Annotated in this window: 23 protein-coding genes; 14 read left to right on the top strand and 9 right to left on the bottom strand. The window is 74.1% G+C overall.

Annotation, left to right across the window (positions count from 1 at the left end):
- The first annotated feature begins 129 nt into the window (after positions 1-129).
- From ACFQ8C_RS12690 to ACFQ8C_RS12675, 4 genes are all read left to right on the top strand, one after another.
- Positions 130-1,239 (top strand): NAD(P)H-dependent flavin oxidoreductase, encoded by a 1,110-nt coding sequence (locus ACFQ8C_RS12690; RefSeq protein WP_383455566.1) that lies wholly within the window; start codon positions 130-132, stop codon positions 1,237-1,239.
- Positions 1,236-2,792: an acyl-CoA synthetase gene (locus ACFQ8C_RS12685; RefSeq protein WP_383455563.1), complete on the top strand. Its 1,557-nt coding sequence runs from the start codon at positions 1,236-1,238 to the stop codon at positions 2,790-2,792. The genes ACFQ8C_RS12690 and ACFQ8C_RS12685 overlap by 4 nt, the downstream gene beginning before the upstream one ends.
- Before the next feature lie 505 nt (positions 2,793-3,297).
- A complete protein-coding gene (locus tag ACFQ8C_RS12680; protein ID WP_383455560.1) occupies positions 3,298-3,564 on the top strand; it encodes a DUF6480 family protein in 267 nt (88 codons plus the stop codon).
- A gap of 20 nt (positions 3,565-3,584) precedes the next feature.
- The gene (locus tag ACFQ8C_RS12675; RefSeq protein ID WP_383455557.1) at positions 3,585-4,097 is read left to right on the top strand and encodes a DUF5709 domain-containing protein; all 513 of its coding nucleotides are present in this window, start codon (positions 3,585-3,587) and stop codon (positions 4,095-4,097) included.
- Positions 4,098-4,629: 532 nt separating this feature from the next.
- On the opposite strand, the gene ACFQ8C_RS12670 is transcribed toward ACFQ8C_RS12675, so the two are convergent.
- Positions 4,630-4,803, bottom strand: a complete 174-nt coding sequence (locus tag ACFQ8C_RS12670) for a CsbD family protein (protein ID WP_383455554.1) — start codon at positions 4,801-4,803, stop codon at positions 4,630-4,632.
- A 76-nt stretch (positions 4,804-4,879) separates the two neighbouring features.
- Complete coding sequence (locus ACFQ8C_RS12665) at positions 4,880-5,746, bottom strand: nitroreductase/quinone reductase family protein (protein WP_383455551.1); 867 nt, start codon at positions 5,744-5,746, stop codon at positions 4,880-4,882.
- 150 nt (positions 5,747-5,896) lie between these two features.
- Between ACFQ8C_RS12665 and ACFQ8C_RS12660 the strand changes: the two genes are divergently transcribed.
- Both ACFQ8C_RS12660 and ACFQ8C_RS12655 read left to right on the top strand, forming a co-directional pair.
- Positions 5,897-6,301 (top strand): MarR family winged helix-turn-helix transcriptional regulator, encoded by a 405-nt coding sequence (locus ACFQ8C_RS12660; protein WP_383455634.1) that lies wholly within the window; start codon positions 5,897-5,899, stop codon positions 6,299-6,301.
- A 61-nt stretch (positions 6,302-6,362) separates the two neighbouring features.
- Entirely contained in the window at positions 6,363-7,463 is a 1,101-nt protein-coding gene (locus tag ACFQ8C_RS12655; RefSeq protein WP_383455548.1) for a calcium:proton antiporter, read from the top strand.
- Between the two features lie 33 nt (positions 7,464-7,496).
- Here ACFQ8C_RS12655 and ACFQ8C_RS12650 read toward each other — a convergent pair whose 3' ends face one another.
- Positions 7,497-9,923, bottom strand: coding sequence for a penicillin acylase family protein (locus tag ACFQ8C_RS12650; RefSeq protein ID WP_383455545.1), 2,427 nt, complete (start codon positions 9,921-9,923; stop codon positions 7,497-7,499).
- Positions 9,924-10,088: 165 nt separating this feature from the next.
- On the opposite strand from ACFQ8C_RS12650, the gene ACFQ8C_RS12645 reads away from it, so the two are divergent.
- The gene (locus ACFQ8C_RS12645) at positions 10,089-11,591 is read left to right on the top strand and encodes a fatty acyl-CoA synthetase (protein ID WP_383455544.1); all 1,503 of its coding nucleotides are present in this window, start codon (positions 10,089-10,091) and stop codon (positions 11,589-11,591) included.
- Positions 11,592-11,600: 9 nt separating this feature from the next.
- Here the strand turns inward: ACFQ8C_RS12645 and ACFQ8C_RS12640 are convergent, their stop codons facing one another.
- Positions 11,601-12,584: an NAD(P)-dependent oxidoreductase gene (locus tag ACFQ8C_RS12640; RefSeq protein ID WP_383455541.1), complete on the bottom strand. Its 984-nt coding sequence runs from the start codon at positions 12,582-12,584 to the stop codon at positions 11,601-11,603.
- A gap of 18 nt (positions 12,585-12,602) precedes the next feature.
- On the opposite strand from ACFQ8C_RS12640, the gene ACFQ8C_RS12635 reads away from it, so the two are divergent.
- Positions 12,603-12,962: a winged helix-turn-helix transcriptional regulator gene (locus tag ACFQ8C_RS12635; RefSeq protein WP_383455539.1), complete on the top strand. Its 360-nt coding sequence runs from the start codon at positions 12,603-12,605 to the stop codon at positions 12,960-12,962.
- A gap of 123 nt (positions 12,963-13,085) precedes the next feature.
- Here the strand turns inward: ACFQ8C_RS12635 and paaK are convergent, their stop codons facing one another.
- Positions 13,086-14,375, bottom strand: a complete 1,290-nt coding sequence (paaK, locus tag ACFQ8C_RS12630) for a phenylacetate--CoA ligase PaaK (protein ID WP_383455536.1) — start codon at positions 14,373-14,375, stop codon at positions 13,086-13,088.
- A 491-nt stretch (positions 14,376-14,866) separates the two neighbouring features.
- Between paaK and ACFQ8C_RS12625 the strand changes: the two genes are divergently transcribed.
- Positions 14,867-15,643, top strand: coding sequence for a GNAT family N-acetyltransferase (locus ACFQ8C_RS12625; protein WP_383455534.1), 777 nt, complete (start codon positions 14,867-14,869; stop codon positions 15,641-15,643).
- 24 nt (positions 15,644-15,667) lie between these two features.
- Here ACFQ8C_RS12625 and ACFQ8C_RS12620 read toward each other — a convergent pair whose 3' ends face one another.
- Both ACFQ8C_RS12620 and ACFQ8C_RS12615 read right to left on the bottom strand, forming a co-directional pair.
- Positions 15,668-15,907, bottom strand: coding sequence for a hypothetical protein (locus tag ACFQ8C_RS12620; protein WP_383455532.1), 240 nt, complete (start codon positions 15,905-15,907; stop codon positions 15,668-15,670).
- A gap of 117 nt (positions 15,908-16,024) precedes the next feature.
- Positions 16,025-16,840, bottom strand: coding sequence for a pentapeptide repeat-containing protein (locus tag ACFQ8C_RS12615; protein ID WP_383455529.1), 816 nt, complete (start codon positions 16,838-16,840; stop codon positions 16,025-16,027).
- Positions 16,841-16,962: 122 nt separating this feature from the next.
- On the opposite strand from ACFQ8C_RS12615, the gene ACFQ8C_RS12610 reads away from it, so the two are divergent.
- Complete coding sequence (locus ACFQ8C_RS12610) at positions 16,963-18,486, top strand: alpha/beta fold hydrolase (RefSeq protein ID WP_383455526.1); 1,524 nt, start codon at positions 16,963-16,965, stop codon at positions 18,484-18,486.
- Here the strand turns inward: ACFQ8C_RS12610 and ACFQ8C_RS12605 are convergent.
- On the bottom strand, positions 18,483-20,117 hold the full coding sequence (locus ACFQ8C_RS12605; protein ID WP_383455523.1) for an acyl-CoA synthetase: 1,635 nt from the start codon (positions 20,115-20,117) through the stop codon (positions 18,483-18,485). The genes ACFQ8C_RS12610 and ACFQ8C_RS12605 overlap by 4 nt on opposite strands.
- A gap of 165 nt (positions 20,118-20,282) precedes the next feature.
- Between ACFQ8C_RS12605 and ACFQ8C_RS12600 the strand changes: the two genes are divergently transcribed.
- The 4 genes from ACFQ8C_RS12600 (at position 20,283) to ACFQ8C_RS12585 (ending at position 24,432) form a co-directional block, all read left to right on the top strand.
- A complete protein-coding gene (locus tag ACFQ8C_RS12600) occupies positions 20,283-21,083 on the top strand; it encodes a crotonase/enoyl-CoA hydratase family protein (RefSeq protein WP_383455520.1) in 801 nt (266 codons plus the stop codon).
- 156 nt (positions 21,084-21,239) lie between these two features.
- Entirely contained in the window at positions 21,240-22,214 is a 975-nt protein-coding gene (locus ACFQ8C_RS12595) for a Zn-ribbon domain-containing OB-fold protein (RefSeq protein ID WP_383455517.1), read from the top strand.
- Positions 22,211-23,269 carry a thiolase domain-containing protein gene (locus ACFQ8C_RS12590; RefSeq protein ID WP_383455514.1) on the top strand — a complete coding sequence of 353 codons (1,059 nt, stop codon included), beginning with the start codon at positions 22,211-22,213 and terminating at the stop codon, positions 23,267-23,269. The genes ACFQ8C_RS12595 and ACFQ8C_RS12590 overlap by 4 nt, the downstream gene beginning before the upstream one ends.
- The gene (locus tag ACFQ8C_RS12585; RefSeq protein ID WP_383455512.1) at positions 23,266-24,432 is read left to right on the top strand and encodes a thiolase domain-containing protein; all 1,167 of its coding nucleotides are present in this window, start codon (positions 23,266-23,268) and stop codon (positions 24,430-24,432) included. The genes ACFQ8C_RS12590 and ACFQ8C_RS12585 overlap by 4 nt, the downstream gene beginning before the upstream one ends.
- 26 nt (positions 24,433-24,458) lie before the next feature.
- Here ACFQ8C_RS12585 and ACFQ8C_RS12580 read toward each other — a convergent pair.
- A partial coding sequence (locus ACFQ8C_RS12580; protein WP_383455510.1) for an alpha-N-acetylglucosaminidase occupies positions 24,459-26,549 on the bottom strand: 2,091 nt, incomplete at its 5' end.

The raw sequence follows: 26,549 nt of genomic DNA, 5'->3' as shown, positions 1-26,549 counted from the left end.
AACCCCCGTCGTCCTCCGTCGTCCCCCGTCGTCCCCCCGTCGTCTCCTCGCCGTCCCCTCGTCAAAGAATCTGACGATCCATCAGAAAACCTCTTCCCTCCACCGCCCCGCTGCGGCATCCTGCCGCCCATGGAGACGGAGCTGAGTCGCACACTGGGGATCGAGCACGCCATCTTCGGCTTCACGCCCTTCCCCGCGGTCGCCGCCGCCCTCAGTCGGGCCGGCTGTTTCGGAGTCCTGGGCGCGGTCCGCTACACCGCCCCCGACGACCTCGCCCGCGACCTCGACTGGATGCAGGAGCACACCGACGGGCGGCCCTACGGGCTCGACGTCGTGATGCCCGCCAAGAAGGTCGAGGGCGTCAGCGAGGCCGACGTCGAGGCCATGATCCCCGCGGGGCACCGGGAGTACGTCCGGTCGGTCCTCGCCAAGCACGGCGTGCCCGAACTCGCCGAGGGCGAGGCCTCGGGCTGGCGGATCACCGGCTGGATGGAGGAGGTCGCCCGCGGCCAGCTCGACGTGGCCTTCGACTACCCCGTCAAGCTGCTCGCCAACGCCCTCGGCTCCCCGCCGCCGGACGTCGTCGCCCGCGCGCACGAGCACGGCGTGCTCGTCGCCGCGCTCGCCGGCAGCGCCCGGCACGCCCGCCGGCACGCCGAGGCGGGCATCGACATCGTCGTCGCCCAGGGGTACGAGGCCGGCGGCCACACCGGAGAGATCGCCTCCATGGTGCTCACCCCGGAGGTCGTGGACGCCGTCTCGCCGCTCCCCGTGCTCGCCGCCGGCGGCATCGGCGGCGGCGAGCAGATCGCCGCCGGACTCGCGCTCGGCGCCCAGGGCGTGTGGCTGGGCTCGATCTGGCTCACCACCACCGAGGCCGAGCTCCACTCGCGCGCCCTCACCGCGAAGCTGCTCGCCGCCGGTTCCGGCGACACCGTCCGCTCCCGGGCGCTCACCGGCAAGCCGGCCCGGCAGCTCCGCACCGAGTGGACCGACGCCTGGGAGGATCCGGCCGGGCCGGGCCCGCTGCCGATGCCGCTCCAGGGCCTGCTGGTCGCGGAGGCCGTGTCCAGGATCCAGAAGTACGAGGTCGATCCGCTGCTCGGCACCCCCGTCGGGCAGATCGTCGGCCGGATGAACTCCGAGCGCAGCGTCCAGCAGGTCGTCGACGAGCTGACCCGGGGGTTCGAGAAGGCAGTCGACCGGATCAACCGGATCGCCGGAAGGAGCGAGTCGTGAGCGACACGGGTGCCCCCAACGGCTTCTGGGCCCAGGCGGCCGCCGACCCGGACCGTACGGCGCTGGTGGCGCCGGACGGCGAGGAGTGGTCCGCGGGCCGGCTGCTGGCCGCCGCCAACCGCATGGTGCACGGGCTGCGCGCGGCCGGTCTCGAACGCGGTGACTCCTTCGCCGTCGTCCTGCCCAACGGCGTCGAGTTCTTCACCGCCCATCTCGCCGCCACCCAGGCCGGGTTCTACCTCGTCCCGGTCAACCACCACTTCGTCGGCGCGGAGATCGCCTGGATCGTCGCCGACTCCGGCGCCAAGGTCCTCATCGCCCACGAGCGCTTCGCCGAGGCGGCCGGCACCGCCGCCGACGAGGCCGGGCTCGCGACGAGCCACCGGTACGCCGTCGGTACGGTCCCCGGCTTCCGCCCGTACGCCGAACTCCTCGACGGCCGGCCGGAGTCGGCACCCGGCGACCGGACGCTCGGCTGGGTCATGAACTACACCTCGGGCACCACGGGACGCCCCCGCGGCATCCGGCGCCCGCTGTCCGGCCGGCTCCCCGAGGAGTCCCATCTCGGCGGCTTCCTCGGCATCTTCGGCATCCGGCCCTTCGACGCGAACGTGCACCTCGTCTGCTCGCCGCTCTACCACACGGCCGTCCTCCAGTTCGCGGCCGCCTCGCTCCACATCGGGCACCCGCTGGTCCTCATGGACAAGTGGGCCCCGGAGGAGATGCTGCGGCTGATCGACGCGTACGCCTGCACCCACACCCACATGGTCCCCACCCAGTTCCACCGGCTCCTCGCCCTCCCCGAGGAGACCCGCGAGCGGTACGACGTGAGCTCGATGCGGCACGCCATCCACGGCGCCGCGCCCTGCCCCGAACACGTCAAGCGGGCGATGATCGCCTGGTGGGGCGGGTGCGTGGAGGAGTACTACGCGGCCAGCGAGGGCGGCGGAGCCTTCGCCACCGCCGAGGAGTGGCTGAAACGGCCCGGCACGGTCGGCCGCGCCTGGCCGATCAGCGAGCTCGCGATCCTCGACGACGACGGCGCCCCGCTCCCGCCCGGCGAACTCGGCACCGTCTACCTGAAGATGAACACCGGCGGCTTCCAGTACCACAAGGACGAGGCCAAGACGGCGAAGAGCCGCGTCGGCGACTTCTTCACCGTCGGCGACCTCGGCCATCTCGACGAGGACGGCTACCTCTACCTCCGCGACCGCAAGATCGACATGATCATCTCCGGCGGCGTGAACATCTACCCCGCCGAGATCGAGGCCGCGCTCCTCGCCCACCCCGCCGTCGCCGACGCCGCCGCCTTCGGCGTCCCGCACGCCGACTGGGGCGAGGAGGTGAAGGCGGTCGTCGAGACCGCCGAGGGGTACGAGGAGGGCCCGGCGCTCGCCGAGGAGATCCTGGCCCGCTGCGCCGACCACCTGGCGGGCTTCAAGCGCCCGAAGTCGCTCGACTTCATCGCCGTGATGCCCCGCGACCCCAACGGCAAGCTCTACAAGCGCCGGCTGCGCGACCCGTACTGGGAGGGGCACGAGCGGCCCCTGTGACGGCGCGCCCCCGGGCGGTACGGACGCGAGGCCGGTTGGAGGGTCCCGGGCGGGGCAGACGCGGAGGCGGACCGCCCGGGTGACCGGCAGGCGGCCGACCGCGACGGAAGGGGCCCGTGATGGACGGGATCGTGCTGCTGCGCGAGGACCACAAGCCGTGGAGAAGCTCTTCGAGGAGTTCGAGCGCGCCGGAGAGCCCACTGGATGTCCCGAGCGCCGACGAGTGATCCCGGATCCCGGATCCCGGATCCCGGATCCCGGATCCCGGATCCCGGATCCATGATTCTGGATCCATGATCCGCGGCCGGGGCCGACGCCGCGCGCGACCGGCCCGACGGCCGGCACCCGGCTCGTCGGCCGAGCCGCGTTTCGGGTGCGACGGTGGCGGCAAGTCGCGGGACATGACCTTCATCAAGGCCCGTGCGGCCCGTTGACGGCGTTCCCGGCCGTGCCCCACCCGCACCCCGAGCCCCCACGGACCCCGCGTCACAGGGAGGCGGACGTCATGACCAGCACACCGAGCAATCCCGGCCCGAGCAACCCCGACCCGAACCCCCGCCAGAGCCCCTGGCACGCCACCGGCGACGGTGCCGCCGGAGGCGTCCACCCGGGCGAGACGCCCCCGGCGGAGTCCGGTACGGGAACGGCGACCGGACCGTACCGGCCGCTCAGCCGTGGCTGGACGAAGGGCCCCCTCCTGGTGATGTGGGTGGTGGTCGTCCTCTGCGCCCTGTTCTTCCTCGCGTACGCGATCATCCTCGCGACCGACTGACTGACCAAGGGAGCCCCGCCATGGCCCGCGCCGACCAGCCGACCACGCCCGGCGACCAGGACGGAAGCCGCGCCGACGACGTCTACCAGCCCGCCCACTCCGACGTGGCCGACCGCCCCTCCGGCGAGTTCGATCCGGAGAACGCGCTCGCGACCGACCCCCTGGACGACATGAGCGCCCCCGGATACTCCCCGCCCGAACGCCCCCTGGGCGTCACCCGCCATGGCACCACGCAGCGGGAGCAGCAGGAGGGCGAACCGCTCGACGCCCGGCTGCGCCAGGAGGAGCCGGAGGGCCGGCCGCCCGCGGGCGACGGCATCGGAGACCTGCCGGAAGGAGCCGGAGAGCCCGTAGACGACGAGGCCGGGGCCACCCGGGCGGGCCGGCTGGCCCCGTACGCCGCGGGACCGGGCCACATCGACAGGGCGGTGGCCCGCGACGTCGGGCCCGACGACGGCGCCGCCCCGGCCGAGGAGGCGGCGATGCACGTCGACACGGCGGTGGACGGCGCCGAGGACGGGCCGGACGACTGACGCCCGCCTCAGGGCTCCGGCAGCCGCTCCACCGTGCCCCGGATGGCCCCGCCCGCCTCCTCGCCGAGCCGCTTCAGCGCCGGGGAGACGGTCGCCGACCTCGCGCACCGCCCGCCGCACCGCCTTCGACCGTGCCCCGGGTGGCTTCCCGGCCCGGCGGCGTTCTCCCGTGCGTGGCGGTCGCCGCCCGCGTGGAAGAAGCCGAGGTCGATGAAGCGTGTCGCCCGGCCGAGCACCCGGTCCCGGCATGGTCCGCACAGGGTCAGGTCGCGTGCGACGGCGCGGCGCAGCCGGGGGAGGGCCCGGGCGGTCCGCCGTGTCCGTGCCGACGGCCTGGAAGTGGCCGCCGACTACGCCGAGGCTGACGGCACGGTTCTCCAGGGCCCGTCCCCCCGGCTCCCTGGACGACCGACCGGCGCCGCCCGCTTCTCGCCGCCATCCACCCCTGGAGCACCCCGCCCCCTCCCCAGGCGCGCCCCCGTCACACCTCCGGGCCGGCGGTTTCGCCGCCGGCCCGGTCCCGATGAGGGGGTCAGTGCTTCATGGCGTCCTTCCCCTTCTCACCGGCCTGCCTCGCGTCGGCCGCAGCCTGCTCGGCCTTGCCCTTCATCTCCATGGACGTGTTGCCCACGGCCTTGCCCGTGGCCTCCTTGGCCTTGCCCTTGGCGTTCTTCGCCATGTTCTTGGCTTTCTTGCCGCCGGCCATGTCCGCTCACCTCGGAACCTGTGTTCGGGTCGCGCCGGTACTCCGCGATTACTGCGTCTACCCCGGATCCGGCCGGTCACGCACGGGTCGCCCGCGCGCCCGTGAGGGCGGGCAGCAGGGCGGCCTCCTCGCGCGCGAAGTGGGCCTCCAGGTCGTCCGCCAGCCGGTCGAGCTCGGCGCGCAGGCGGTCCGGGGGTGTGTCCGAGGGCGTGTCCGAGGTGAGCAGGGCCTCCAGCGTGGTCAGCGTGCGGGCGACCGTCCGGTGCTCCTCCCGCATCCGCTCCAGCTCCTCGGCCAGGTGCGGGAACTGCTCCTGGAGGAGGTCGAAGACGCCGTCCTCGCCGGTGTGGTGGGTGTGCAGGGCGCCGCAGAAGGCGAGGCAGTGGCGGGCGAGTTCCCCTTCGAGCCGGGGGGTGCCGGTGCGCGCGTGCCGGCGGAGCGCGGCCAGTTCGGCGCGCAGTTCGTCGTGGACCTTCACCAGGTGGGCGGCTATCGCGGCGTGCCGTGACGGGTCGGCGATGCCGGTGGTGCGGCGCAGGGCGACGACCGGGATCGGTCGCGTGGTGCCGGCCTGGTAGGCGGCGAACGCCGGGTCGCGGCGGGCCTGTTCGGCGTAGAGGCGGTCGCGTTCCACGCCCTCGGCGGCCACCGCCTCCGCCTCGAAGCGGTCGACCGTCCCGTCCGGCGTGCCGAGCTCGACGGTCACGCGCGGTTCGGCGCGCACGTTGTGGAACCAGGCGGGGTGCCGGGGTGCCCCGCCGTTCGACGCGAAGACCAGCAGCCGCGCCCCGTCCCGTACGTACACCACCGGGGTGGTGTGCTCCCGGCCGCTGCGGGCTCCCCGGGTGGTGAGCAGGAGGAGGTCGGCGCCCTCGAACATGCCGCCGACCCGGCCGCCGTTGCCCCGGAACTCCTCGATGACCTGCTGATTGAACGCGGACATGGCTGTGCCCTCCGGTAGCATCGATCACGACAGATCTATTTGCTTTGAAAGCAAAGCTAAATCGGAGGGTTCAGGGTGTCAACCGAGCGCGAGGGGAGCGGGGCCGCCGGACCGGACGTCGACGACGCCGTCCGTACGCTGCTGCTGCTCATGCCCCGGATGGTGGGGCGGGTCAAGCGCATCAAGGTGCCGGAGGAGCTGGCGTCGCTGACGCTGGCGCCCCGTCACCTCTCCCTGCTCGCCTATCTCCTCTTCGACGGCCCCCAGAGCGTCAACGAACTGGCCGCGCTGCTGGGGGTCGCGCCCACCACCGTCAGCCTGATGGTGGGGGACCTCGCGAAGAAGGGGGTCCTGGAACGGCACGAGGACCCCGCCGACCGCCGGCGGAAGATCGTGTCGATCGCGGAGGAGCGCCGGAGCGCCATCGACGGCTGGCTCGGCCGCAGCGCCGGCGCCTGGCGAGCGGCCCTGGCCCCCCTGGGACCGGCCGAACGGCGGATGTTCATCGACACCCTCGCCGCGTACGAGCACGGTCTGGCCGACGCAGAAGAATGACGGAAACGGGCCGCGGCCTCCCACGGCGGGAGCCGAGGCCCCTCAGGGCAGGAAGAAGATGATGAGTTCGAGCACCAAGGCGTTGACCCGGGAGTGGACCACGTGGGGGCCGGTGGTGGCTCTGCTTGCGCTGGTCTTCGCCTGGGGGCGTGACCTACCGGGCCTCGCCGTGGTCCTCGTCGCGCTCTGCCTCGTCGCCGCGGTGCTCGCCGCCGTCCACCACGCGGAGGTGATCGCCCACCGGGTCGGCGAACCCTTCGGCTCGCTCGTCCTGGCCGTCGCCGTCACCGTCATCGAGGTCGGACTCATCGTCAGCCTCATGGCGGGAGGCGGCGAGAAGACGGCGACCTACGCCCGCGACACCGTCTTCGCCGCCGTCATGATCACCTGCAACGGCATCGTCGGCCTCTCGCTCCTCGTCGCCGCGCTCCGCAACCGGGTCGCGGTCTTCAACGCCGAGGGCTCCGGCGGCGCGCTCGCCACGGTCTGCACCCTCGCCACCATGACGCTGGTGCTCCCCACCTTCACCACCAGCCACCCCGGCCCGGAGTTCTCCACCGCCCAGCTCGCCTTCGCCGCCGTCGCCTCGCTCTGCCTGTACGGCGTCTTCGTCGCCGTGCAGACGGTCCGCCACCGCGACTACTTCCTCCCCGTCACCCCCGAGGGCCAGGAGTGCTCGGAGGACGACCACGCCGACCCGCCGACCAAGGCCGCCATGTGGACCAGCCTCGGCCTGCTCCTCGTCGCGCTCGTCGCCGTCGTCGGCAACGCCAAGGTGATCTCCCCGACCATCGAGGACGGCGTGCAGTCCGCCGGTCTGCCCAAGGCCGTCGTCGGTGTCGTCATCGCCCTGATGGTCCTGCTGCCCGAGACGCTCGCCGCCGTGCGGGCAGCCCGCCGCAACCGCGTGCAGACCAGCCTCAACCTCGCCTACGGCTCCGCGATCGCCAGCATCGGCCTCACCATCCCGGCGATCGCGCTCGCCTCCGTCTGGCTGTCCGGACCCCTGGTGCTCGGCCTGGGCCCCCTCCACATGGTCCTGCTCGCCCTCACCGGTGTGGTGAGCGCCCTGACCGTGGTGCCCGGACGGGCTACGCTCCTCCAGGGCGGCGTCCACCTCGCGATCTTCGCCGCCTTCGTCTTCCTCTCGTTCAGTCCCTGATCGTTCGGTCCCTGACCGGGACGACGGGGACCCTCAGTCCCTGATCCGCACCACCTTCAGCGCGGGCGAGCGCAGGATGTCCCTCTCGCAGAACCGGGAGGTCACCCAGCGCTCGCCCGCGTACAGCTTCGTCTGGTCGCCGTAGTGCGGCGAGGCCGGGTTCGAGGACTGGGAGTACGTGAGCAGGGTGCGCGCCACCGGGCAGCGCCCGCCGTCCCAGCCGACCGCCTGGACGTGGCTCGTGCCGTGCGCGACCTCGACGTAACCGCCGCCCGCCGCGTTCCACACCGCCTCCGTCTTGTTCCAGACGCCCAGCGACTCCGTCCCTCCGCTCACCGGGATCCGCTCCCCGCCGCGCACCACGAACTGGTGGTCGCGCAGCGGCGCGTCCAGCGCGATCCCCGCCGTACGCAGCTCCGCCACCGCGTCCGCCAGCGCCTTGGCGAAGCCGGCCGAGCCCGTGTCGAGCCCGCGCGGGGTCCGGACCGGGTCCGCCGCCGAGAACGGCACCTTCCACTGCTGCGTCGCCGGCACCGAGGCCGTGAACTTCCGCCAGAACCGGTCGAAGAGCAGCGCGCCCCGGCTGTCCGAGTCCATCGTGCGGTCCCAGCCCGCGAGCACCCGGCAGGCCTCGGGGTCGGCGGGCAGGGCCGCCGGGCAGGCCCCGGCCACGTCCGCCGCCGCCATGTCCGCCGCCGGCACCCGGTTGGCGAACTGCTGCCGCTGGAGGTCGGCCACCGTCAGGCGGCCCCGCGCGGCCATCCCGGCCACGTCCTCGATCCCGCCCCGGGTCCGCAGCGAACGCGGGGTCGCGAGGGTCCCGAAGACCCGCTCGTACCCGGTCAGCGGCCGTTCCGCGTTGGTCAGCCAGGCGCTGTCGTTGGAGTTCACGGCGTACGGCGCGTCCTGGAGCACCGGCATCCGCGACGGCCCGAAGACCCCGGGCTGCACCGCGTCCGGGTCCGAGCCGAGCGCGCACTCCGCCCGTGAGCCGTCGAGGACGGCGACGCCCGAGGCCGGGTAGACGACCCGGCCGAGCGGGGTGGAGCAGCGCTCCGCCAGCTCGTCGGTGATCCGGGGCAGCACCTGGGACTGGCCGAAGAAGGTGTGCCCGGCGGAGTCCGCGGCGACCGTGTTCACCCACGGAAGGCCCTGGGTGCGGCGCAGCGTCTCGGCGACGTCCCGGGTGGAGCGGGCCTTGGCGAATCCGAGCGCCGTGTCGGAGCCGCGCAGGTTGGCCGCGTTCGGGTCGTTCAGCGCGTACGCGGTGGTCGCCGTCCACGGCAGCGGCAGGCTCGCGCCGAGCCCGCCGGTGACCGGGCCGTACCGCGTCCACCACTGGGTACGGGTCACCGGCGTGCCGTCCCGGTCCGCCACCGTGACCGTCCGCGCCGTCATCCGCTCCGGCTTCCCGTCCACCAGGTACGCGGTCGGGTCGCCCGGGACCAGCGTGAGCTGGTGCAGGTTCATCGGCACGCCGGTGGCCACCGTGTGGCTCCAGGCGACCTTGTCGTTGAAGCCGATGTTGACGACGGTGGTGCCCAGCAGCGAGGCGCCGGAGACGTTCAGCTCGCCGGGGATCGTCTGCTGCGACTGCCAGAACCGGCGGCCGCCCTGCCACGGGTAGTGCGGGTTGCCGAGCAGCAGCCCCCGCCCGTTCGCCGTCGTCGCGCCCGAGAACGCGACCGCGTTGGAGCCCATGGTGGCGTTCTCCGCCGCGAACAGCGCCCGCGCCGCCTCCGCCGTACGCTCCGGATCGATGTCCCCGGTCTGCGAGGCGTCCCCGGTCTGCGAGGCGGGCGCGGCCGGCGGGCGGGCGGCCGCGATGCCGTCGACCGCGCGGCCCTGTCCGCCCAGCACCGAGACGGCGAAGCCGCGCCGGGCCACGTCCAGGGTCGTCACCGGGCGGACCCACGCGGCGCCCGCGCAGGCCGGATCGGTGACCTCGTTCCTCCGCAGCCAGGCGTTGTACCCGGCCGCCCACCCGCGCATCAGCTCCTTCAGGTCACGGCTCGGACCCGCCGGGGCCGGGGCGCGCAGGAGCTCCTCGACGGTGCCCGCCTCCTTCACGCCCCGGAAGTACAGGTCGCTGGAGAGGTTGGAGGTCGCCGAGGAGAGCGAGCCGTCCGGCGCCGCGGAGGCGCCGAAGTGGCGCGAGCGCTCGCCGTTCACGGTGACGAAGCCGTCGGCGAGCACGCACACCTGGTCGGCGGCCTGCGCCCAGCCCGTGCCGAAGCCCAGGCCGGCGTAGTCCTGGGCGAGGATGTGCGGCACGCCGTACTCGGTGTACCGGATGACGGCGCTCAGCCCCCGGTCGGACGGCCGGTGCGCCCGGTCCGGGCCGCCGGTCCCGGCCGCCGCCGATCCGGGCAGCAGGCCCGCGGTGACGGCGGCGAGCGCGGCGCCCGCCAGCGCCAGGCGTCCCGGGGAACGGCGGGGGATGAGGGTGCGGATGCGCAAGGTGCCTCCCAACGAGCCTGCGGGCGGAGCCGGTTGGGCCATCCAGTCAGCAAGCGCTCGCTCTGTCAACATGCCGTTCGGTATCCGAGGCCGGGAGGGATCCGGTCAGCTCGCCGCAGGGCCGCGGTACTTGACCCGCCGCACCACCGCGCAGAGGATCCAGCCATGGAACGAGGACTCCTCACCCGCACCGTCGACGGCGTGCTGCGCGCCAGCGCCGACCGCGTCCCCGGCCGGACCGCGCTGCGGTACGCGGACCGCGCCTGGACCTACGCCGAGCTGGACGCCGCCGTCTCCACCGCCGCGGCCGTGCTGCGCCGCGAGCCGGGACTCGTGCCCGGCGCCCGCGTGGCCACCTACGGGCACAACTCCGACGCCTATCTGATCGCCTTCCTGGCCTGCGCCCGCGCCGGGCTCGTCCACGTCCCCGTCAACCACCACCTGACCGGCGACGACCTCGCCTACCTCCTGGACCAGTCGGGGAGTTCCCTCGTCCTCGCCGATCCCGGGCTGGCCGACCGGATCCCCGCCGGCGTACGGGTCCGGGCCCTGCGGGACGCGCCCGGCTCGCTCCTCGACGCGCTCGCGGACCCGGAGCCGTACGACTCCGACAGCGATCCCCGCGATCTCGTGCAGCTGCTGTACACCTCGGGCACCACCGCCCTCCCCAAGGGCGCGATGATGACCCACCGGGCGCTCGTCCACGAGTACGCCAGCGCGATCGAGGCGCTCGGGCTCGCCGAGGACGACCTGCCCGTGCACGCGCTGCCGCTCTACCACTCCGCCCAGACGCACGTCTTCCTGCTGCCCTACCTGGCGGTCGGCGCGGAGAGCACCCTCCTCGAAGGGCCCGACCCGGAGGCCCTGTTCGGGCTCGTCGAGGAGGGGTGCGCGGACAGCCTCTTCGCCCCGCCGACCGTGTGGATCGCCCTCGCCAACCACCCGGGCTTCGAGAAGCGGGACCTGTCCGCGCTGCGCAAGGCGTACTACGGCGCCTCGATCATGCCCGTGCCCGTCCTGGAGCGGCTGCGCGGACACCTTCCCGGGCTCGCCTTCTTCAACTGCTTCGGCCAGTCCGAGATCGGTCCGCTCGCCACCGTCCTCGGCCCCGACGAGCACGAGGGCCGGATGGACTCCTGCGGCCGGCCCGTCCGGCACGTCGAGGCCCGGGTCGTCGACGAGGACGGCGCGGACGTCCCCGACGGCACCCCCGGCGAGATCGTCTACCGCTCCCCGCAGCTCTGCGAGGGGTACTGGGCCAAGCCGGAGGAGACCGCCGCGGCCTTCCGCGACGGCTGGTTCCGCTCCGGCGACCTCGCCGTCCGCGACGCCGACGGCTACCTGACCATCGTCGACCGGGTGAAGGACGTCATCAACTCCGGCGGGGTGCTGGTCGCCTCCCGCCAGGTCGAGGACGCCCTCTACACCCACCCCGCGGTCGCCGAGACGGCCGTCATCGGCCTTCCCGACGACCACTGGATCGAGGCGGTCACCGCGGTCGTCGTCCCGCGCGGCGAGGTCACCGAGGACGAACTCCTCGCCCACGCGCGGCAGTCGCTCTCCTCCTTCAAGGCCCCGAAGCGGATCGTCTTCGCCGACGCCCTGCCCCGCAACGCCAGCGGCAAGATCCTCAAGCGGGAGCTGCGGGACCGGTACGCGGGCGCCTGACCCGCCGGCTCAGCGCCGCCGCAGCACCTCCGCGACCCGGGAGAACCCGTCCGCGCCGTGGCCGAGCGCCACGGTGCGGCGGGCCAGCCCCTCGATCGCCCGCATCACGCCCGAGTCGATGGCGTGCGCCTCCGCGGCGTGCACCACGTGCGCCATCGTCGACACCCCGGACGTCAGCGGGTTGATCGCGCCGGAGTAGGTGCCGTCCTCCACGTCCCCGGCGAACTCGTCGAAGAGCGGCGGCAGGATCCGCGCGATCCCGGCCGCGAACGGCGCCAGTTCACGCGGCGACACGCCCTCGGCCCCGGCCAGTGCCAGCGCGTGCACGAAGCCGGCCATCGACGTCCAGAAGACGTCGAGCAGCGCGATGTCGAAGGCCGCCGCCCGGCCCACGTCCTCGCCGAGGTGGGTGTGGACGCCGCCGAGCGCGTCGAGTACCGCCCGGTGCTCCTCGTACGTCGCGGCGGGGCCGCTGTAGAGGAAGACACCGTCCGGCGAGCCGATCGTGCCGGCCGGCGTCATGATGGCGCCGTCGACGTAGCGGACGCCGTGCTCCCCGGCCCACCGCCCGGTGTCCCGCGCCCGCTCGGGCGTGTCGGCGGAGAGGTTGACGAGGGCGCGGCCCTTGAGCGCGGTCTCGACCGCGGCCTGGCGCAGCACCGCGTCCGTGGCGTCGTAGTTGACCAGGCAGATCACGGTCAGCGGGCTCGCCGCGACCGCCTCGGCGGCGCTCGCCGCGACGGACGCGCCGCGCTCGGCCAGGTCGCCCTCCCGGCCGGGCGTACGGTTCCACACCGTGGTGCGGACACCGGCCGCGAGGAAGGCGCCGGCCAGGGCGCGGCCCATCGGGCCGAGCCCGAGGACGGTGACGGCGGGCTGCCGGAGGGCGGGTTCCTGGGCGGACGAAGGGGTGACGGACATGCGGGAACTCCTGTGCAGAGAACGCGGAATAGGGTGGGTACGGCGACGTGACGCGGCACACCGGCCGCACACGGATGGGGGAGGGACGAGATGGCACGCATCCGCCTCGACGAGGGCGAAGGCGGGACCTGCGGCGTGGCCGCCGCGGTCTCGGTGATCGACGGCAAGTGGAAGACCACGCTGCTGTGGCTGCTCGAATCGGGGCCGCACCGGCCCGGCGCACTGCGCCGGAAGGTGCCGGGGATCAGCGAGAAGGTGCTGACCCAGGCCCTGCGCGAGATGGAGGAGGACGGACTCGTGCACCGTGAGACGCACGACGTCGTGCCGCCCAAGACCGTCTACTCGCTGACCGAGCAGGGTCTCGCGCTCTCGCTCGTGCTGGCCCCGCTCTCCGACTGGGGCCACGGACACCTCGACCGTCTGGCCGAGGCGCGACGCGCTGCCTCCTGACTCACTCCCTCCGGATCCGTGAGGCGCCGTTCCTGTGGACGTCCTCACTCTCTCCCGGGCCCCGGACGGCGACAAGTACCCACAAAAAAGTGGGTACTCGGCACCGTCCGGGGCGGTGGACGGTCAGTCCTTCCGCAGGTCGACGATCCGCTTGATCTTGCCCACCGACCGCTCCAGGGTCTCCGGGTCCACCACCTCGACCGCGACCGAGACGCCGATGCCGTCCTTGACCGCCCGCCCGATCGCCCGCGCCGCCTCCGCCCGCTCCTCGGGCGTGGCGTCGGCGCGCGCCTCCGCCCGCACCGTGAGCGCGTCGAGCCGGCCCTCACGGGTCAGGCGCAGCTGGAAGTGCGGGGCCACGGCGGGCGTCCGCAGCACGATCTCCTCGACCTGGGTCGGGAAGAGGTTCACGCCGCGCAGGATGACCATGTCGTCGCTGCGGCCGGTCACCTTCTCCATCCGCCGGAAGGCGGGCCGCGCGGTACCGGGGAGCAGCCGGGTCAGGTCCCGGGTGCGGTAACGGATCACCGGCATGGCCTCCTTGGTGAGCGAGGTGAAGACCAGTTCCCCCTCCTCGCCGTCCGGCAGGACCTCGCCCGTGACCGGGTCCACGATCTCGGGGTAGAAGTGGTCCTCCCAGATGTGCAGGCCGTCCTTGGTCTCCACGCACTCCTGCGCCACCCCCGGCCCCATCACCTCCGACAGGCCGTATATGTCGACCGCGTCGATGGCGAACCGCTCCTCGATCTCCTGGCGCATCGCCTCCGTCCACGGCTCCGCCCCGAAGACGCCCACCTTGAGCGAGGTCGACCGCGGGTCCACGCCCTGGCGTTCGAACTCGTCGAGCAGCGTCAGCATGTAACTGGGCGTCACCATGATGATCTCGGGCTCGAAGTCCTGGATCAGCTGTACCTGGCGGGCCGTCATGCCGCCGGAGGCCGGGATCACCGTGCAGCCGAGCCGCTCGGCGCCGTAGTGCGCCCCGAGGCCGCCGGTGAACAGGCCGTAGCCGTAGGCCACGTGGACCCGGTGACCCGGACGGGCGCCGGCCGCGCGCAGCGAGCGCGCCACCACGTCGGCCCAGACCTCCAGGTCGCCCTCCGTGTAGCCGACGACCGTCGGCCGGCCGGTGGTGCCGCTGGAGGCGTGGATCCGGCGGATCCGGGACCGGTCGACCGCGAACATCCCGAAGGGGTAGTGGTCGCGCAGGTCCGCCTTGGTGGTGAGGGGGAAGCGGGCCAGGTCGGCGAGCGAGCGGCAGTCGTCCGGGTGCACCCCGGCCGCGTCGAAGGCGCGCCGGTGGAAGTCCACGTGCGCGTACGCGTGCCGCAGCGTGCTCCGCAGCCGCTCCAGCTGGAGCGCCGCCAGCTCCTCGCGCCCGAGCCGTTCGCCGCCGTCCGGCAGTTCCGTCATGCTCCGCCACTCCTCCGCGTTCGCCCGGCCGCCGCCGCGCGAACGCCTCGCGAAAACGGACGACCGATCATTCGGTAGATACGTGTGGGGGACAGTAAAACGTTCCCGGGGAGGGTCTTGGCAAGGGCCGGGCCCCACTTTTCCCCGCCGGGCGCCCTTCGGCGCGTGGGCGCGCCGCCGCCGTCCCAAGGGGTGGCTTCCGGAGGCGTACGCACACGGGCGAGGGTCCGGGGACCCGTGGGGCCGTCCGGGGCCTCCGCACCCCCGGGGCCCCCGTACCCCCAGGGCCCCGCAGTTTCGCAGCCCCGCAGCCCCGCAGCCCCGCGGTCCGCGCCCGGACCGGCGGAGCCGCCGCCGGACCACGGGCGGTGCTTCGAGGACCCGAGGGAGGTTCTCGCGGAGGCGGGGGAGGGCCGCCGGAGCGGCGGGCCCTGCCCGCCACCGGCGAAAACGCGTTGCCCGCGCCCGGACGGCGGCCTTCAATGGCCCCGATGAACCTCGCACACCACCTCCTCGACCTGTACGACGAGCAGCTGCGGCGGGCGGCCCGTCCCGACGGGCCCGGCTGCCGCGTCGAACGCGCCGGCGCCGTCGTCCGCCAGACCGGACCCGCCCACGCCTGGAACGGCGTCCTCTGGTCCGGGCTCGACGCGCGGACCGCCGACGCCGCCATCGCCGCACAGCTCGCCCACTACCGCGCGGCGGGCGTCCCCTTCGAGTGGAAGCTGTACGGCCACGACGGCCCCGCCGACCTCGGCGCCCGGCTGGTGGCGGCCGGCTTCGAGGCCGAGGAGCCGGAGACCCTGCTCGTCGCGGAGGCGTCCGCCCAGGGCGGCCCCGTGGCGCTGCCGGACGGCGTCGAACTCCGCGAGGTCACCGACGAGGCGGGCGTACGCCAGGTGGTCGAGGTCCACGAGCGGGCCTTCGGCACCGACAGTTCCGACCTCGGCCGCCGCCTCCTGGACCGGCTGGCCGCCGACCCCGGCACCGTCACCGCCGTCCTCGCCCTCGCCGACAAGGCCCCCGTGAGCGCCGCCCGCATGGAGCTCTACCCGGGCACCGACTTCGCCGGCCTGTGGGGTGGCGGCACCGTGGAAGAGTGGCGCGGCCGGGGCCTCTACCGTGCCCTCGTCGCGCACCGCGCCCGCGTCGCCGCCGCCCGGGGTCATCGCTGGGTCCAGGTCGACGCGGCTCCCACCAGCCGCCCCATCCTCCAGCGCCTCGGCTTCCTCCCGCTCACCACGACGACCCCGTACGTCCACTCCTGAGGCCCGGGGACGGCCGGCCGGACGTCACGCGGAGGCCTTGCGGAGGGTCGTGACGGCCAGGGCGGCGCAGGCGACGGCGATCACCGCGCAGCCGGCACCGACGGTGTGCAGACCGTTCGTGTAGGCCGCGCGGGCCGCGCCCGGCACCCGGGCGCCCTGCTCCGCCGCCCCCTCCGGGAGCGCCCGCGCGGCGACGACCGCGGTGTCCGCGCCGCTCAGGACCGCCTCCGACGGCCGCGGCGGCACCCCCTCGGGGACCGACACCGTCCCCCGGTGGACGGCCGTGCCCAGACTGCCGAGGACCGCGATGCCCAGGGCCGCTCCCAGGGCGGCCTGCGTGTCGAGGCCGGACCGCTCCCCGGTCGGCCGGCGTCCGGTGGCTCAGGCCGTCCAGTGCGCGGGCCGCTCGAAGCCCTCGGGGAGGACGGTGCTCGCGTCGCCGCGCGCCGAGTTCAGCTGGGGCTGGGTGAGGAAGAGGGCGTCCGTCAGGACGGCCCCGGAGAGGTCCGCGTCACGCAGGTCGGCGCCGATCAGGTCCGCCAGGGTGAGGTCCGCGCCCGTCAGGTCGGCGGCGATCAGCAGCGCGCCGCGCAGGTCCGTGCCCCGCAGCTTCGCTCCGCGCAGCCGCTTGCCGATGAGGTCCGCGCCCCGCCGGCCGCGCGGCCTGCCCCCGGCCGTGGCCCGGACGAGCTCGCTGGTCCGCAGCAGCAGCGGACCGACCTCGGCCCGCACGGGGCCGACGTCCAGCTTCTCCAGGTCGGCGGCCGGCAGCGCGGTCAGCGACTCGACCCGGCCGAGGGCCGCGCGCAGTTCTCCGTGGACAGGGCGGGCGGCGGGCCGCTCCAGGGCCTCCGTGAGGTAGCGCAGCAGCTCGTGGAGGTGCCGCATCACCGGGAAGACCTCGTACATCTGCCGGGCGGTCTCCGGCGCCTCCCGCCAGGACACGCCGCCGAAGGTCACCTGGGACACCCGCTGACCGGCGCCGAAGCAGTCGTAGACCGTGCAGCCCTGGAAGCCGCTCGGCCGCAGCCGGGTGTGGATCCCGCACCGGAAGTCGTCCCGGAGGTTGCGGCAGGGGTCGCCGGCGGACTTGGTCACGGCGAAGTCGGCCGACTTGGCGAACGGCAGCGCCACACAGCACAGACCGAAGCACTGCGCGCAGTCGCCGCGCAGGGCGGATTCCCGGGTGTCGGGCACGGTGGAACGGTTCCTTCGCAGCTCGGAGACGGTGCTTCCCACCGTATCGCGCCCCCGGCCACGGCCCCGGTCTCCGGCCAAACGCATTGCGCGACGCGCCCCGGCATCAGAGGATCATGATCATGCCGACGTTCACGACGTATGACGGGACCGAACTCTCCTACCGGGTGTACGGGGAGGGGGAACCGCTGGTCTGCCTGGCGGGCGGGCCGATGCGGGACGCCGCCTACCTCGGGAACCTCGGCGGGCTCGCCGCGCACCGCGCGCTCGTCCTCCTCGACGCCCGGGGCACCGGGGCGAGCGCCGTCCCGGCCGACCCCGGCACCTACCGCTGCGACCGGCAGGTCGGCGACGTCGAGGCCCTCCGTGCCCATCTCGGCCTGGAGCGCGTCGACCTCCTGGGCCACTCGGCGGCCGGGAACCTCGCCGTCCTCTACGCCGCCGCGCATCCGGAGCGGATCCGCTCCCTCGTCCTCGTCGCCTCCGTCACCCGCGCCCTCGGTGCCGCGATCACGGACGAGGAGTGGGACCGGGCGGTCCGGGTCTTCGCGGACCGCGACTGGTACCCGGAGGCCAGGGCCGCGCTCGACGGGATCGGCCCGGAAACGCCGCTGCCTCAGGTGTACGACATCGCCGTGCCCTTCTCGTACGGCCGCTGGGACGCGGCCGCCCGCGCGCACGCGGCGGACGGCGCCCGGGCGACCCGCTGGGAGGCGGCCGTGGCCTTCCACGGCGACGGCGCCTACGACCCGGCGGCCACCCGCCGGGCGGTCGGCGCGCTGACCGCGCCGGTCCTGGTGGTGGGGGGCGAGTACGACGCGGGCCCGACGCCCGCCATGGCCGCCGAGACCGCGGCGCACTTCCCGGCGGGCGAACGGTTCGTGCAGCCGGGGGCCGGGCACTACCCGTGGATCGACGACCCGGACGCCTTCGTCCGCGCGGTCGCCGCCTTCCTCGACCCCGACGTCCGCACGGTCACCGTCGACGGGGTACGCCTCGCCTACCGGGTCGCGGGACCCGAGGGCGCCCCGCCCCTCGTCCTGGTCCACGGGCGCGGCGAGTCCTCCGGGGCCTGGAAGGGGATCACCGGGGACCTGGCCGCCGACCACCGGGTGTACGCCGTGGACCTGCGCGGCCACGGACTGAGCGACCGGCCGGGCGGGTACGGCTTCGACGCCTTCCGCGACGAACTCGGCGGCTTCATCGAGGCGCTCGGTCTCACCGGTGCCACCGTCGTCGCCCACTCGATGGGCGCCGGCGCCGCGTACCTCCTCGCCCAGCGCGCGCCCGCCCTCGTCGGCCGTCTCGTCCTGGAGGAGCCGCCGGCCTTCCTCCCGCTCGACCCGCCGCGCCCGGTGGCCGAGCGCCCCGAGGGCCTCCTCTCCTTCGACTGGGGGATCGTCGCCGCCACCGACGCCCAGCTGAACGCCCCCGACCCGGCCTGGCGGGCCGGACTGCCGGCCATCGGGGTCCCCACCCTGATCCTGGCCGGCGGCCCGTCCAGCCACGTCCCGCAGGAGCAGCTGACCGGCCTCGCCGACGCCATCCCGGGCGCCCGTCTGGTCACCATCGAGGCGGGCCACCTCATCCACCGCACCCGCCCCACCGAATTCCTCGCCGCGCTCAGGGAGTTCGGCACCGTCTAGCGCGCGCGTCCCGCCGCGTCCGCCTCCGTCGCCACCGTCTTCGCCCAGCGGTAGTCCGCCTTGCCGCTCGGCGAACGCTGGATGCGGTCGGCGAGGACCAGTTGGCGGGGGACCTTGTAGCCGGCGAGGTGGCGGCGGCAGTGCTCCTGGACGGCCGTCAGGTCCAGGGGCGTCGTGCCCTCGCGCTGCTGGACGACGGCGGCCACGTGGTTGCCCCACTTCGCGTCCGGGACGCCCGCGACCAGCGCGTCGTACACGTCGGGGTGCGACTTGAGGGCCTGTTCGACCTCCTCCGGGTAGACCTTCTCGCCGCCGGTGTTGATGCACTGGGAGCCGCGGCCGAGGACGGTCACCACGCCGTCCGCGTCGACCGTGGCCATGTCGCCGAGGAGGACCCAGCGCACCCCGTCCCGCTCGAAGAAGGTCTCCGCAGTCTTCACCGGGTCGTTGTAGTAGCCGAGCGGCACGTGTCCGCGCTGGGCGAGGCGGCCGATCGCGCCGACGGCGACCGGTTCGAGCGTGGCCTGGTCGACGACCTGCGTGCGTGCGTTGACGTGCAGCCGGAAGCCCTTCTCCGGGCCCGAGTCGTCGGTGGCCCGGCCGTTCGAACCGGACTCCGTGGAACCGAAGTTGTTCAGCAGGATGACGTTCGGCATCAGCTCGCGCAGCTGTGCCCGTACGGTCTCCGACATGATCGCGCCGGAGGAGGAGAGGCTGAACAGCGCGGACAGGTCGGTGGCGCGGAGCGGTCCGGCGAGCGCGTCGATCAGCGGGCGCAGCATCGCGTCCCCGACGAGGGAGATGCTGGAGACCTTCTCCTTCTCGATGGTCCGCAGCACCTCCTCGGGCACGTACTTGCGGTGCAGCACCACCCGCTGGCCGTAGTTGAAGGCGATGAAGGTGGTGAGGGTGGAGGTGCCGTGCATGAGCGGCGGCGCGGGGAAGAAGGTGATGCCGGCGCCTCCGGCGGCCACCCGCTCGGCCAGCTCCTCGGGGCGCTTCACCGGCTCGCCGGACGGGTCGCCGCCGAAGAGTCCGGCGAAGAAGAGGTCCTCCTGGCGCCAGAGGACGCCCTTGGGCATGCCGGTGGTGCCACCGGTGTAGATGACGAAGAGGTCGTCCCCCGACCGGGGGGCGAAGCCGCGCCCGGGCGCCGCCGCGGCCTCCGCCTCTTCGAGGGGTACGGAGTCCAGGGCGGCGGCCCCCTCGGGCGGGGTCCCCACCCGCACGAGGTGCCGCAGCTTCCCGCTCCGCGGCAGGGCCGCCGCCACGCGGTCCGTGAACTCGGCGTCGTACACGAGGGCGGTGAGGTCGGCGTCCCGGTAGAGGTAGACCAACTCCTCTTCCACGTAACGGTAGTTGACGTTCACCGGCACGATCCTGGCCTTCAGGCAGGCGAGGACGGTCTGGAGGTACTCGACGCCGTTGTACAGGTGGAGTCCCAGGTGCTCGCCGGGGCGGATGCCCGCGTCGAGCAGGTGGTGGGCCAGCCGGTTGGCCGCCTCGTCGAGTTCGGCGTAGGTGAGCCGGCGCTCGGCGCCGGTCCCCGGGTGGTCGACGTAGACCAGCGCCTCGCGCTCCGGCACCACGTCCACGACCGATTCGAACAGGTCGGCAAGGTTGTACTCCACCGTTCCTCCTGACCCCGGCGCGTTCGGACTCGGGCGGTCATTAGAGCGCCGTGGGGACGAGGTGGGAAGGGGGCGCGTCAAAGAATCTGACTGAGTGTCAGAAAACTATTGAACTGCCCCCGACACTCCTGCAACCTGTTCCAGAACTGGAGACGGGAGATGCCCATGGCCGGCACCGAACACCTCACCGTGCGGCGCGAAGGCGCCACGCTCGTCCTCACCCTGAACCGCCCCGAGGCGAAGAACGCCCTGTCGCTGCCGATGCTCGTCGGCCTCCACGACGGCTGGATCGAGGCCGACGCCGACGACTCCGTCCGCTCGATCGTCCTCACCGGCGCGGGCGGCGCCTTCTGCGCCGGCATGGACCTCAAGGCCCTCGCCGGCAAGGGCATGGCCGGGGACGCCTACCGGGACCGGCTCAAGGCCGACCCCGACCTGCACTGGAAGGCGATGCTCCGCCACCACCGCCCCCGCAAGCCCGTCATCGCCGCCGTCGAGGGCGCCTGCGTGGCCGGCGGCACGGAGATCCTCCAGGGCACCGACATCCGGGTCGCCGGCGCCTCCGCCCTGTTCGGCCTCTTCGAGGTCCGCCGGGGCCTCTTCCCCATCGGCGGCTCCACCGTCCGCCTGCCCCGCCAGATCCCGCGCACCCACGCCCTCGAAATGCTCCTCACCGGCCGCCCGTACACCGCCGAGGAGGCCGCCCGCATCGGCCTGATCGGCCGGGTCGTCCCCGACGGCCGGGCCCTGGACACCGCGCTCGACCTCGCCGAACGCGTCAACGCGTGCGGGCCGCTGGCCGTCGAGGCGGTGAAGGCCTCCGTCTACGAGACGGCCGAACTGACGGAGACGGAGGGGCTCGCCGCGGAGCTGAAGCGGGGGTGGCCGATCTTCGACACGGCCGACGCCAAGGAGGGGGCCAGGGCGTTCGCGGAGAAGCGGCCGGCGGTCTACCGCCGGGAGTGACCTCTCCCGCCCCGGCCCTTCCCGTGACCGGGGGGCCGAGCCCCTGGTCACGGCAAGGACCGGGCGGGGAAGCCCCGCGCGGCGGCCCCGCTCCGTACGGTCCCCCGTCCCGCTCCGTACGGCCCCACCCACCCCGCCCACAGGAAGGCACCGCCCATGACCCTCACCCCCTCACCCCCCTCGCCCCCCGAACGCCTCAGCGCCCCCCTCGTCGTCGAGTTCCCCTTCACCCGCTCCCTCGGCCCCGTCCAGTCCGCCTTCCTCACCGGACTGCGCGAGCGCACGGTCCTCGGCGTGCGTACCGAGGACGGCCGGACACTGGTCCCGCCCGTCGAGTACGACCCCGAGACCGCCGCCGAGCTCACCGAACTCGTCCGGGTCGCCCCCACCGGCACCGTCACCACCTGGGCCTGGAACCCCGGGCCCCGCCCCGGCCAGCCCCTCGCCACCCCCTTCGCCTGGGCCCTCGTCCGCCTCGACGGCGCCGACACCGCCCTCCTGCACGCCCTCGACGCCCCCGGCCCCGACGCCGTCCGCACCGGCATGCGCGTCCGGATCCGCTGGGCCGCCGAACGCGTCGGCGCCATCACGGACATCGCCTGCTTCGAGCCGTACGAGGGCGAACCCGCGGACACCGGACCCGCCCCCCACACCGGCGCGTTCGACGCCCCGGTCACCGGCATCACCGCTCCCGCCCGCCTCGACTACACCTACAGCCCCGGCCGCGCCCAGACCCGCTACCTCCACGGGCTCTCCGAGCGCCGGACGGTCGGCGAGCGCTGCCCCTCCTGCGCCAAGGTGTACGTCCCGCCCCGCGGCGCCTGCCCCACCTGCGGCGTCGCCACCACGGACCAGGTGGAGGTCGGGCCCCGCGGCACCGTCACCACCTTCTGCATCGTCAACATCAAGGCGAAGAACCTGGACATCGAAGTCCCCTACGTCTACGCCCACATCGCCCTCGACGGCGCCGGCCTCGCCCTGCACGGCCGGATCGGCGGCATCCCCTACGACCGGGTCCGCATGGGCCTGCGCGTCGAACCCGTGTGGAGCGAGGACGGCCGATACCCCGACCACTACCGGCCCACCGGCGAACCGGACGCGGACTACGACACGTACAAGGAGCTGCTATGAGCGCCCCCGCCCGGGACGTCGCCATCGTCGCCTTCGCGCAGAGCGACCACCGCCGCCGCACCGACGACCTCTCCGAGGTCGAGATGGTGATGCCCGTCCTGCACGAGGTCCTCCGGCGGACCGGCCTGAAGACCTCCGACATCGGTTTCACCTGCTCCGGCTCCTCCGACTACCTCGCCGGCCGCGCCTTCTCCTTCACCATGGCGCTCGACGGCGTCGGCGCCTGGCCGCCGATCTCCGAGTCCCACGTGGAGATGGACGGCGCCTGGGCCCTCTACGAGGCCTGGGTGAAGCTCCTCACCGGAGAGGCCGACACCGCCCTCGTCTACTCCTACGGCAAGTCCTCGCCCGGCTCCGTCCGCGACGTGCTGACCCGCCAGCTCGACCCGTACTACCTGGCCCCGCTCTGGCCCGACTCCGTCGCCCTCGCCGCCCTCCAGGCCCAGGCCCTCGTCGACGCCGGCGACACCGACGAGGCGGCCCTCGCCGCGCTCGCGGCCCGCCGCCGCGCGGACGCCGCCGCCAACCCGTACGCCCAGGTCACCGGCGCCCGGCCGCAGGGCGACTACGTCGTCCGGCCCCTCCGCGCCGGCGACTGCCCGCCGATCGGCGACGGCGTCGCCGCCGTGATCCTCGCCGCCGGCGACCGCGCCCGCGAGCTGTGCGAGCGGCCCGCCTGGATCCGCGGCATGGACCACCGCATCGAGGCCCACTCCCTGGGCGTCCGCGACCTCACCGACTCGCCGTCCACCCGGCTCGCCGCCGAGCGCGCCGGCCTCTTCGAACGGCCCGTGGACACCGCCGAGCTGCACGCCCCCTTCACCTCCCAGGAGGTCGTCCTCGCGAAGGCCCTCGGCCTCGGCGACGACGTCCGGATCAACCCCTCCGGCGGCCCGCTCGCCGCCAACCCCGTCATGGCCGCCGGGCTCATCCGGCTCGGTGAGGCCGCCGCCGCCGTCCACCGGGGCGACTCCGACCGCGCTCTCGCCCACGCCACCTCCGGGCCCTGCCTCCAGCAGAACCTGGTCGCCGTCCTGGAAGGGGACCCCCGATGAGCAGAGAGCCCGTCGCGATCGTCGGCATCGGCCAGACCAAGCACGTCGCCGCCCGCCACGACGTCTCCCTCGCGGGACTCGTCCGCGAGGCCGCCGTGCGGGCCCTCGCCGACGCCGAGCTGACCTGGGCGGACGTCGACGCCGTCGTCATCGGGAAGGCGCCCGACTTCTTCGAGGGCGTCATGATGCCGGAGCTGTACCTCGCCGACGCCCTCGGCGCCGTCGGCAAGCCCATGCTCCGCGTCCACACCGCCGGCTCCGTCGGCGGCTCCACCGCGCTGGTCGCCGCCAACCTGGTCGCCGCCCGGGTCCACCGGACCGTCCTCACCCTCGCCTTCGAGAAGCAGTCCGAATCGAACGCCATGTGGGGCCTGTCCCTCCCGGTCCCCTTCCAGCAGCCGCTGCTGGCCGGCGCGGGCGGCTTCTTCGCCCCGCACGTCCGCGCCTACATGCGGCGCACCGGCGCCCCCGACACGATCGGCTCCCTCGTCGCGTACAAGGACCGCCGCAACGCCCTGAAGAACCCCTACGCCCATCTCCACGAGCACGACCTCACCCTGGAGAAGGTGCAGGCGTCCCCCATGCTGTGGGACCCGATCCGCTACTCGGAGACCTGCCCGTCCTCCGACGGGGCCTGCGCGATGATCCTCACCGACCGGGCGGGCGCGGACCGGGCGCCCCGCCCCGCCGCGTGGGTCCACGGCGGCGCCATGCGCAGCGAGCCGACCCTCTTCGCCGGCAAGGACTTCGTCTCGCCGAGGGCGGGCGTCGACTGCGCCGCCGACGTCTACCGGCAGGCCGGGATCACCGACCCGCGCCGGCAGATCGACGCCGTCGAGATGTACGTGCCGTTCTCCTGGTACGAGCCGATGTGGCTGGAGAACCTCGGCTTCGCCGCCGAGGGCGAGGGGTGGAAGCTCACCGAGGCCGGCGTCACCGAACTCGACGGCGACCTGCCCGTGAACCCCTCCGGAGGCGTCCTCTCCACCAACCCGATCGGCGCCTCCGGGATGATCCGTTTCGCCGAGGCCGCCCTCCAGGTGCGGGGGGAGGCCGGCGAGCACCAGGTGGACGGCGCCCGCCGGGCCCTCGGCCACGCCTACGGCGGCGGCGCCCAGTTCTTCGCCATGTGGCTGGTGGGCGCCGAACCGCCGGCCGGCTGACCCGTCGGCTCGGCCGCCCGGTCCGGTCAGGCGCGCAGGCTGTCCCGCACCCGGGTCGCCAGCGCCACCGGATCGCCCGTCGGGGTCACCGGGTAGGAGTCCCGCCGCAGGTTCCAGGCGTTCTCCCAGGAGAACCAGTCGATCGCGGCCGGCGCCCGCCCGGTGAGCAGCGAGGTCTCCAGCGTGTCCAGATAGGCCGACCAGCGGGGCGCGTAGAAGCCCGACACGAGGCCCGACCACTCGCGGTTGGCGTAGTCGTGCAGCCCCGCCTCGCTGCCCTCCCGGTGTCCCCAGGTCGTGATCAGCGAGCGGGCGTCGAACTCCAGGGTGGCCCGCTCCTGGTCCGAACGCGCCCACGAGCGGGCGTTCTCCAGCCACGGCCCGAGCAGGAACCGCCGGTCGGTGGCGAGGATCGCGTCGAGCAGCGTCAGGGACCCCCGCCACTCCGCCGCCCGCGCGCGGAACGCGGTCAGGTCCTTCGCCTCGTACGCGGCCTTGATCTGCGGCAGCAGCACCCGGCTGCGGTTGGTGAGCGCCTGCCGGGCGGTGTCGACCAGGTCGAAGCGGTACGCGTCGGTGGTCCGCAGCGCCGGCGCCACCTGCAACAGCTCGGTCAGCGCCCGTTCCACGGTCGCCGCGTCGTACCGCATCGACTTCGGGCCCCAGGACGCCGAGGTCCGCACGGTCAGGCTCGGCCGGGCCGTGAACAGGCTGTCCTGCGACTCGCTCCAGCCGTTCGACTTGGTGCCGTACGGGCCCTTCCGCAGCCACTCCCACGCCTTGGCCGCGTGCGGGTCGGGGGAGCCGTAGCGGCGGGCCGCGTACTGCGCGAACCAGTCGGCGTGGTCCACCGGGGCGTCCCGCCAGGCCAGTTCGGTGAAGAGCGAGAAGGCCACCGGGTTGGCGGAGGTGGCCTCGGGGAGGAAGGCGATCCCCTTCAGCGCGCTGCCCGGCTTCGTGCGCCACGCCTCGAAGCGGTCCGTCCACACCGAGGTGTTGGCGCCGATCGTGGTGTGCCCGCCGAAGTTGGGGATGGTGCCGAAGGCGTACGGCGCTCCGGACCAGGCCGTCTCCCGGTCCAGGCCGTCGTACCGGTCGGAGAGGCCGTCCACCACGAGCAGCCGCGAGGTGTCGACGCCCGCGAGCAGCTCGGCCTTGGGGTTGCGCTGCCAGCCGAGCAGCACCCAGGTCGCGCCCTGCCGGGCGTCGTCCAGGGTCTCCATGACCCGCTCGGCGGCCTCGCCGACCGGCACGTCACCGGCGTTGCCGCCCTCGTGCAGCAGGTCCATCTTGTACATGGTGGTGGTGCCGAGCAGCCGCGCCTGATGCCGGTAGAACGCCGAGGCGACGCGCGGGAAGAGCGGCCCGCGCGGATCGAGCCAGTCGGGCCGCGCGAAGCCGATCCACCGGCCCTGCGACACCACCCGCCCCGTCGGGTTGCGCTCGGTGAAGCCGGGCGGCACCGTGCCGAAGTACCCCGGCAGCACCGGTGTCATGCCCAGCTCCCGCAGCCGGTTCACGACCCGCTTGCCGAGCGCCGCCCGCCGTGCGATCAGCTGTTCGGTGACCGGGCCGCCGAACGACGCCATGTTCTGCATCAGCCACCACGGCTGGTGCGCGGGACCCGGGATCCACTCGCGCAGCTCGGCGCTCGTGTAGCCGAACTCCTGGAAGGCCGCGTGGTACGCCGCCTCGGCACCCATCTGGACGAACACCTCGTTCACCCCGTGCAGGGCGAGGAGGTCGATCTGCCGCTCGTAGGAGTCCCAGTCCCGGTACGCGCCCGAGTAGCCGTCGTCCGTGTCGTTGAGCGCGAAGCGGTGCGGCACCGACGCCGACTTGGCGATCGTGCCGGAGGGACCGGGCAGCCGGGCCGGCAGCGCCGAGACGCTGTCCCCGGGCGCGCCGAGGTCCACGCCCACCGTGTAGCTCAGGTACCAGTGCACCCCGCGCAGCAGTACCGCGGGCGTGCTGCCGGTGACGACGATCCGCCCCGTCGACCCCGAGACCGTGAACCGGTCGCCGGACTCGGACCGGCTGGTCAGGACCAGTTCGAACTGGCTCGCGTGCCGGGGCAGCAGCCGCACCAGCGCGGCCCTCGCCGCGCTCACCGAGAA

The organism is Streptomyces sp. NPDC056503, assembly GCF_042794995.1.
GTDB lineage: Bacteria > Actinomycetota > Actinomycetes > Streptomycetales > Streptomycetaceae > Streptomyces.
This window is presented reverse-complemented; position numbering and strand designations above follow the sequence as displayed.

Excerpts from the sequence above, each read along its gene's own strand:
- ACFQ8C_RS12655 (WP_383455548.1), top strand. The coding sequence starts at position 6,363 with ATGAGTTCGAGCACCAAGGCGTTGACCCGGGAGTGGACCACGTGGGGG.
- ACFQ8C_RS12660 (WP_383455634.1), top strand. The coding sequence starts at position 5,897 with ATGCCCCGGATGGTGGGGCGGGTCAAGCGCATCAAGGTGCCGGAGGAG.
- ACFQ8C_RS12645 (WP_383455544.1), top strand. The coding sequence starts at position 10,089 with ATGGAACGAGGACTCCTCACCCGCACCGTCGACGGCGTGCTGCGCGCC.
- ACFQ8C_RS12670 (WP_383455554.1), bottom strand. The coding sequence starts at position 4,803 with ATGGCCGGCGGCAAGAAAGCCAAGAACATGGCGAAGAACGCCAAGGGC.
- ACFQ8C_RS12635 (WP_383455539.1), top strand. The coding sequence starts at position 12,603 with ATGGCACGCATCCGCCTCGACGAGGGCGAAGGCGGGACCTGCGGCGTG.
- ACFQ8C_RS12595 (WP_383455517.1), top strand. The coding sequence starts at position 21,240 with ATGACCCTCACCCCCTCACCCCCCTCGCCCCCCGAACGCCTCAGCGCC.
- paaK (WP_383455536.1), bottom strand. The coding sequence starts at position 14,375 with ATGACGGAACTGCCGGACGGCGGCGAACGGCTCGGGCGCGAGGAGCTG.
- ACFQ8C_RS12665 (WP_383455551.1), bottom strand. The coding sequence starts at position 5,746 with ATGTCCGCGTTCAATCAGCAGGTCATCGAGGAGTTCCGGGGCAACGGC.
- ACFQ8C_RS12590 (WP_383455514.1), top strand. The coding sequence starts at position 22,211 with ATGAGCGCCCCCGCCCGGGACGTCGCCATCGTCGCCTTCGCGCAGAGC.
- ACFQ8C_RS12585 (WP_383455512.1), top strand. The coding sequence starts at position 23,266 with ATGAGCAGAGAGCCCGTCGCGATCGTCGGCATCGGCCAGACCAAGCAC.
- ACFQ8C_RS12600 (WP_383455520.1), top strand. The coding sequence starts at position 20,283 with ATGGCCGGCACCGAACACCTCACCGTGCGGCGCGAAGGCGCCACGCTC.
- ACFQ8C_RS12680 (WP_383455560.1), top strand. The coding sequence starts at position 3,298 with ATGACCAGCACACCGAGCAATCCCGGCCCGAGCAACCCCGACCCGAAC.
- ACFQ8C_RS12675 (WP_383455557.1), top strand. The coding sequence starts at position 3,585 with ATGGCCCGCGCCGACCAGCCGACCACGCCCGGCGACCAGGACGGAAGC.
- ACFQ8C_RS12690 (WP_383455566.1), top strand. The coding sequence starts at position 130 with ATGGAGACGGAGCTGAGTCGCACACTGGGGATCGAGCACGCCATCTTC.
- ACFQ8C_RS12610 (WP_383455526.1), top strand. The coding sequence starts at position 16,963 with ATGCCGACGTTCACGACGTATGACGGGACCGAACTCTCCTACCGGGTG.
- ACFQ8C_RS12625 (WP_383455534.1), top strand. The coding sequence starts at position 14,867 with ATGAACCTCGCACACCACCTCCTCGACCTGTACGACGAGCAGCTGCGG.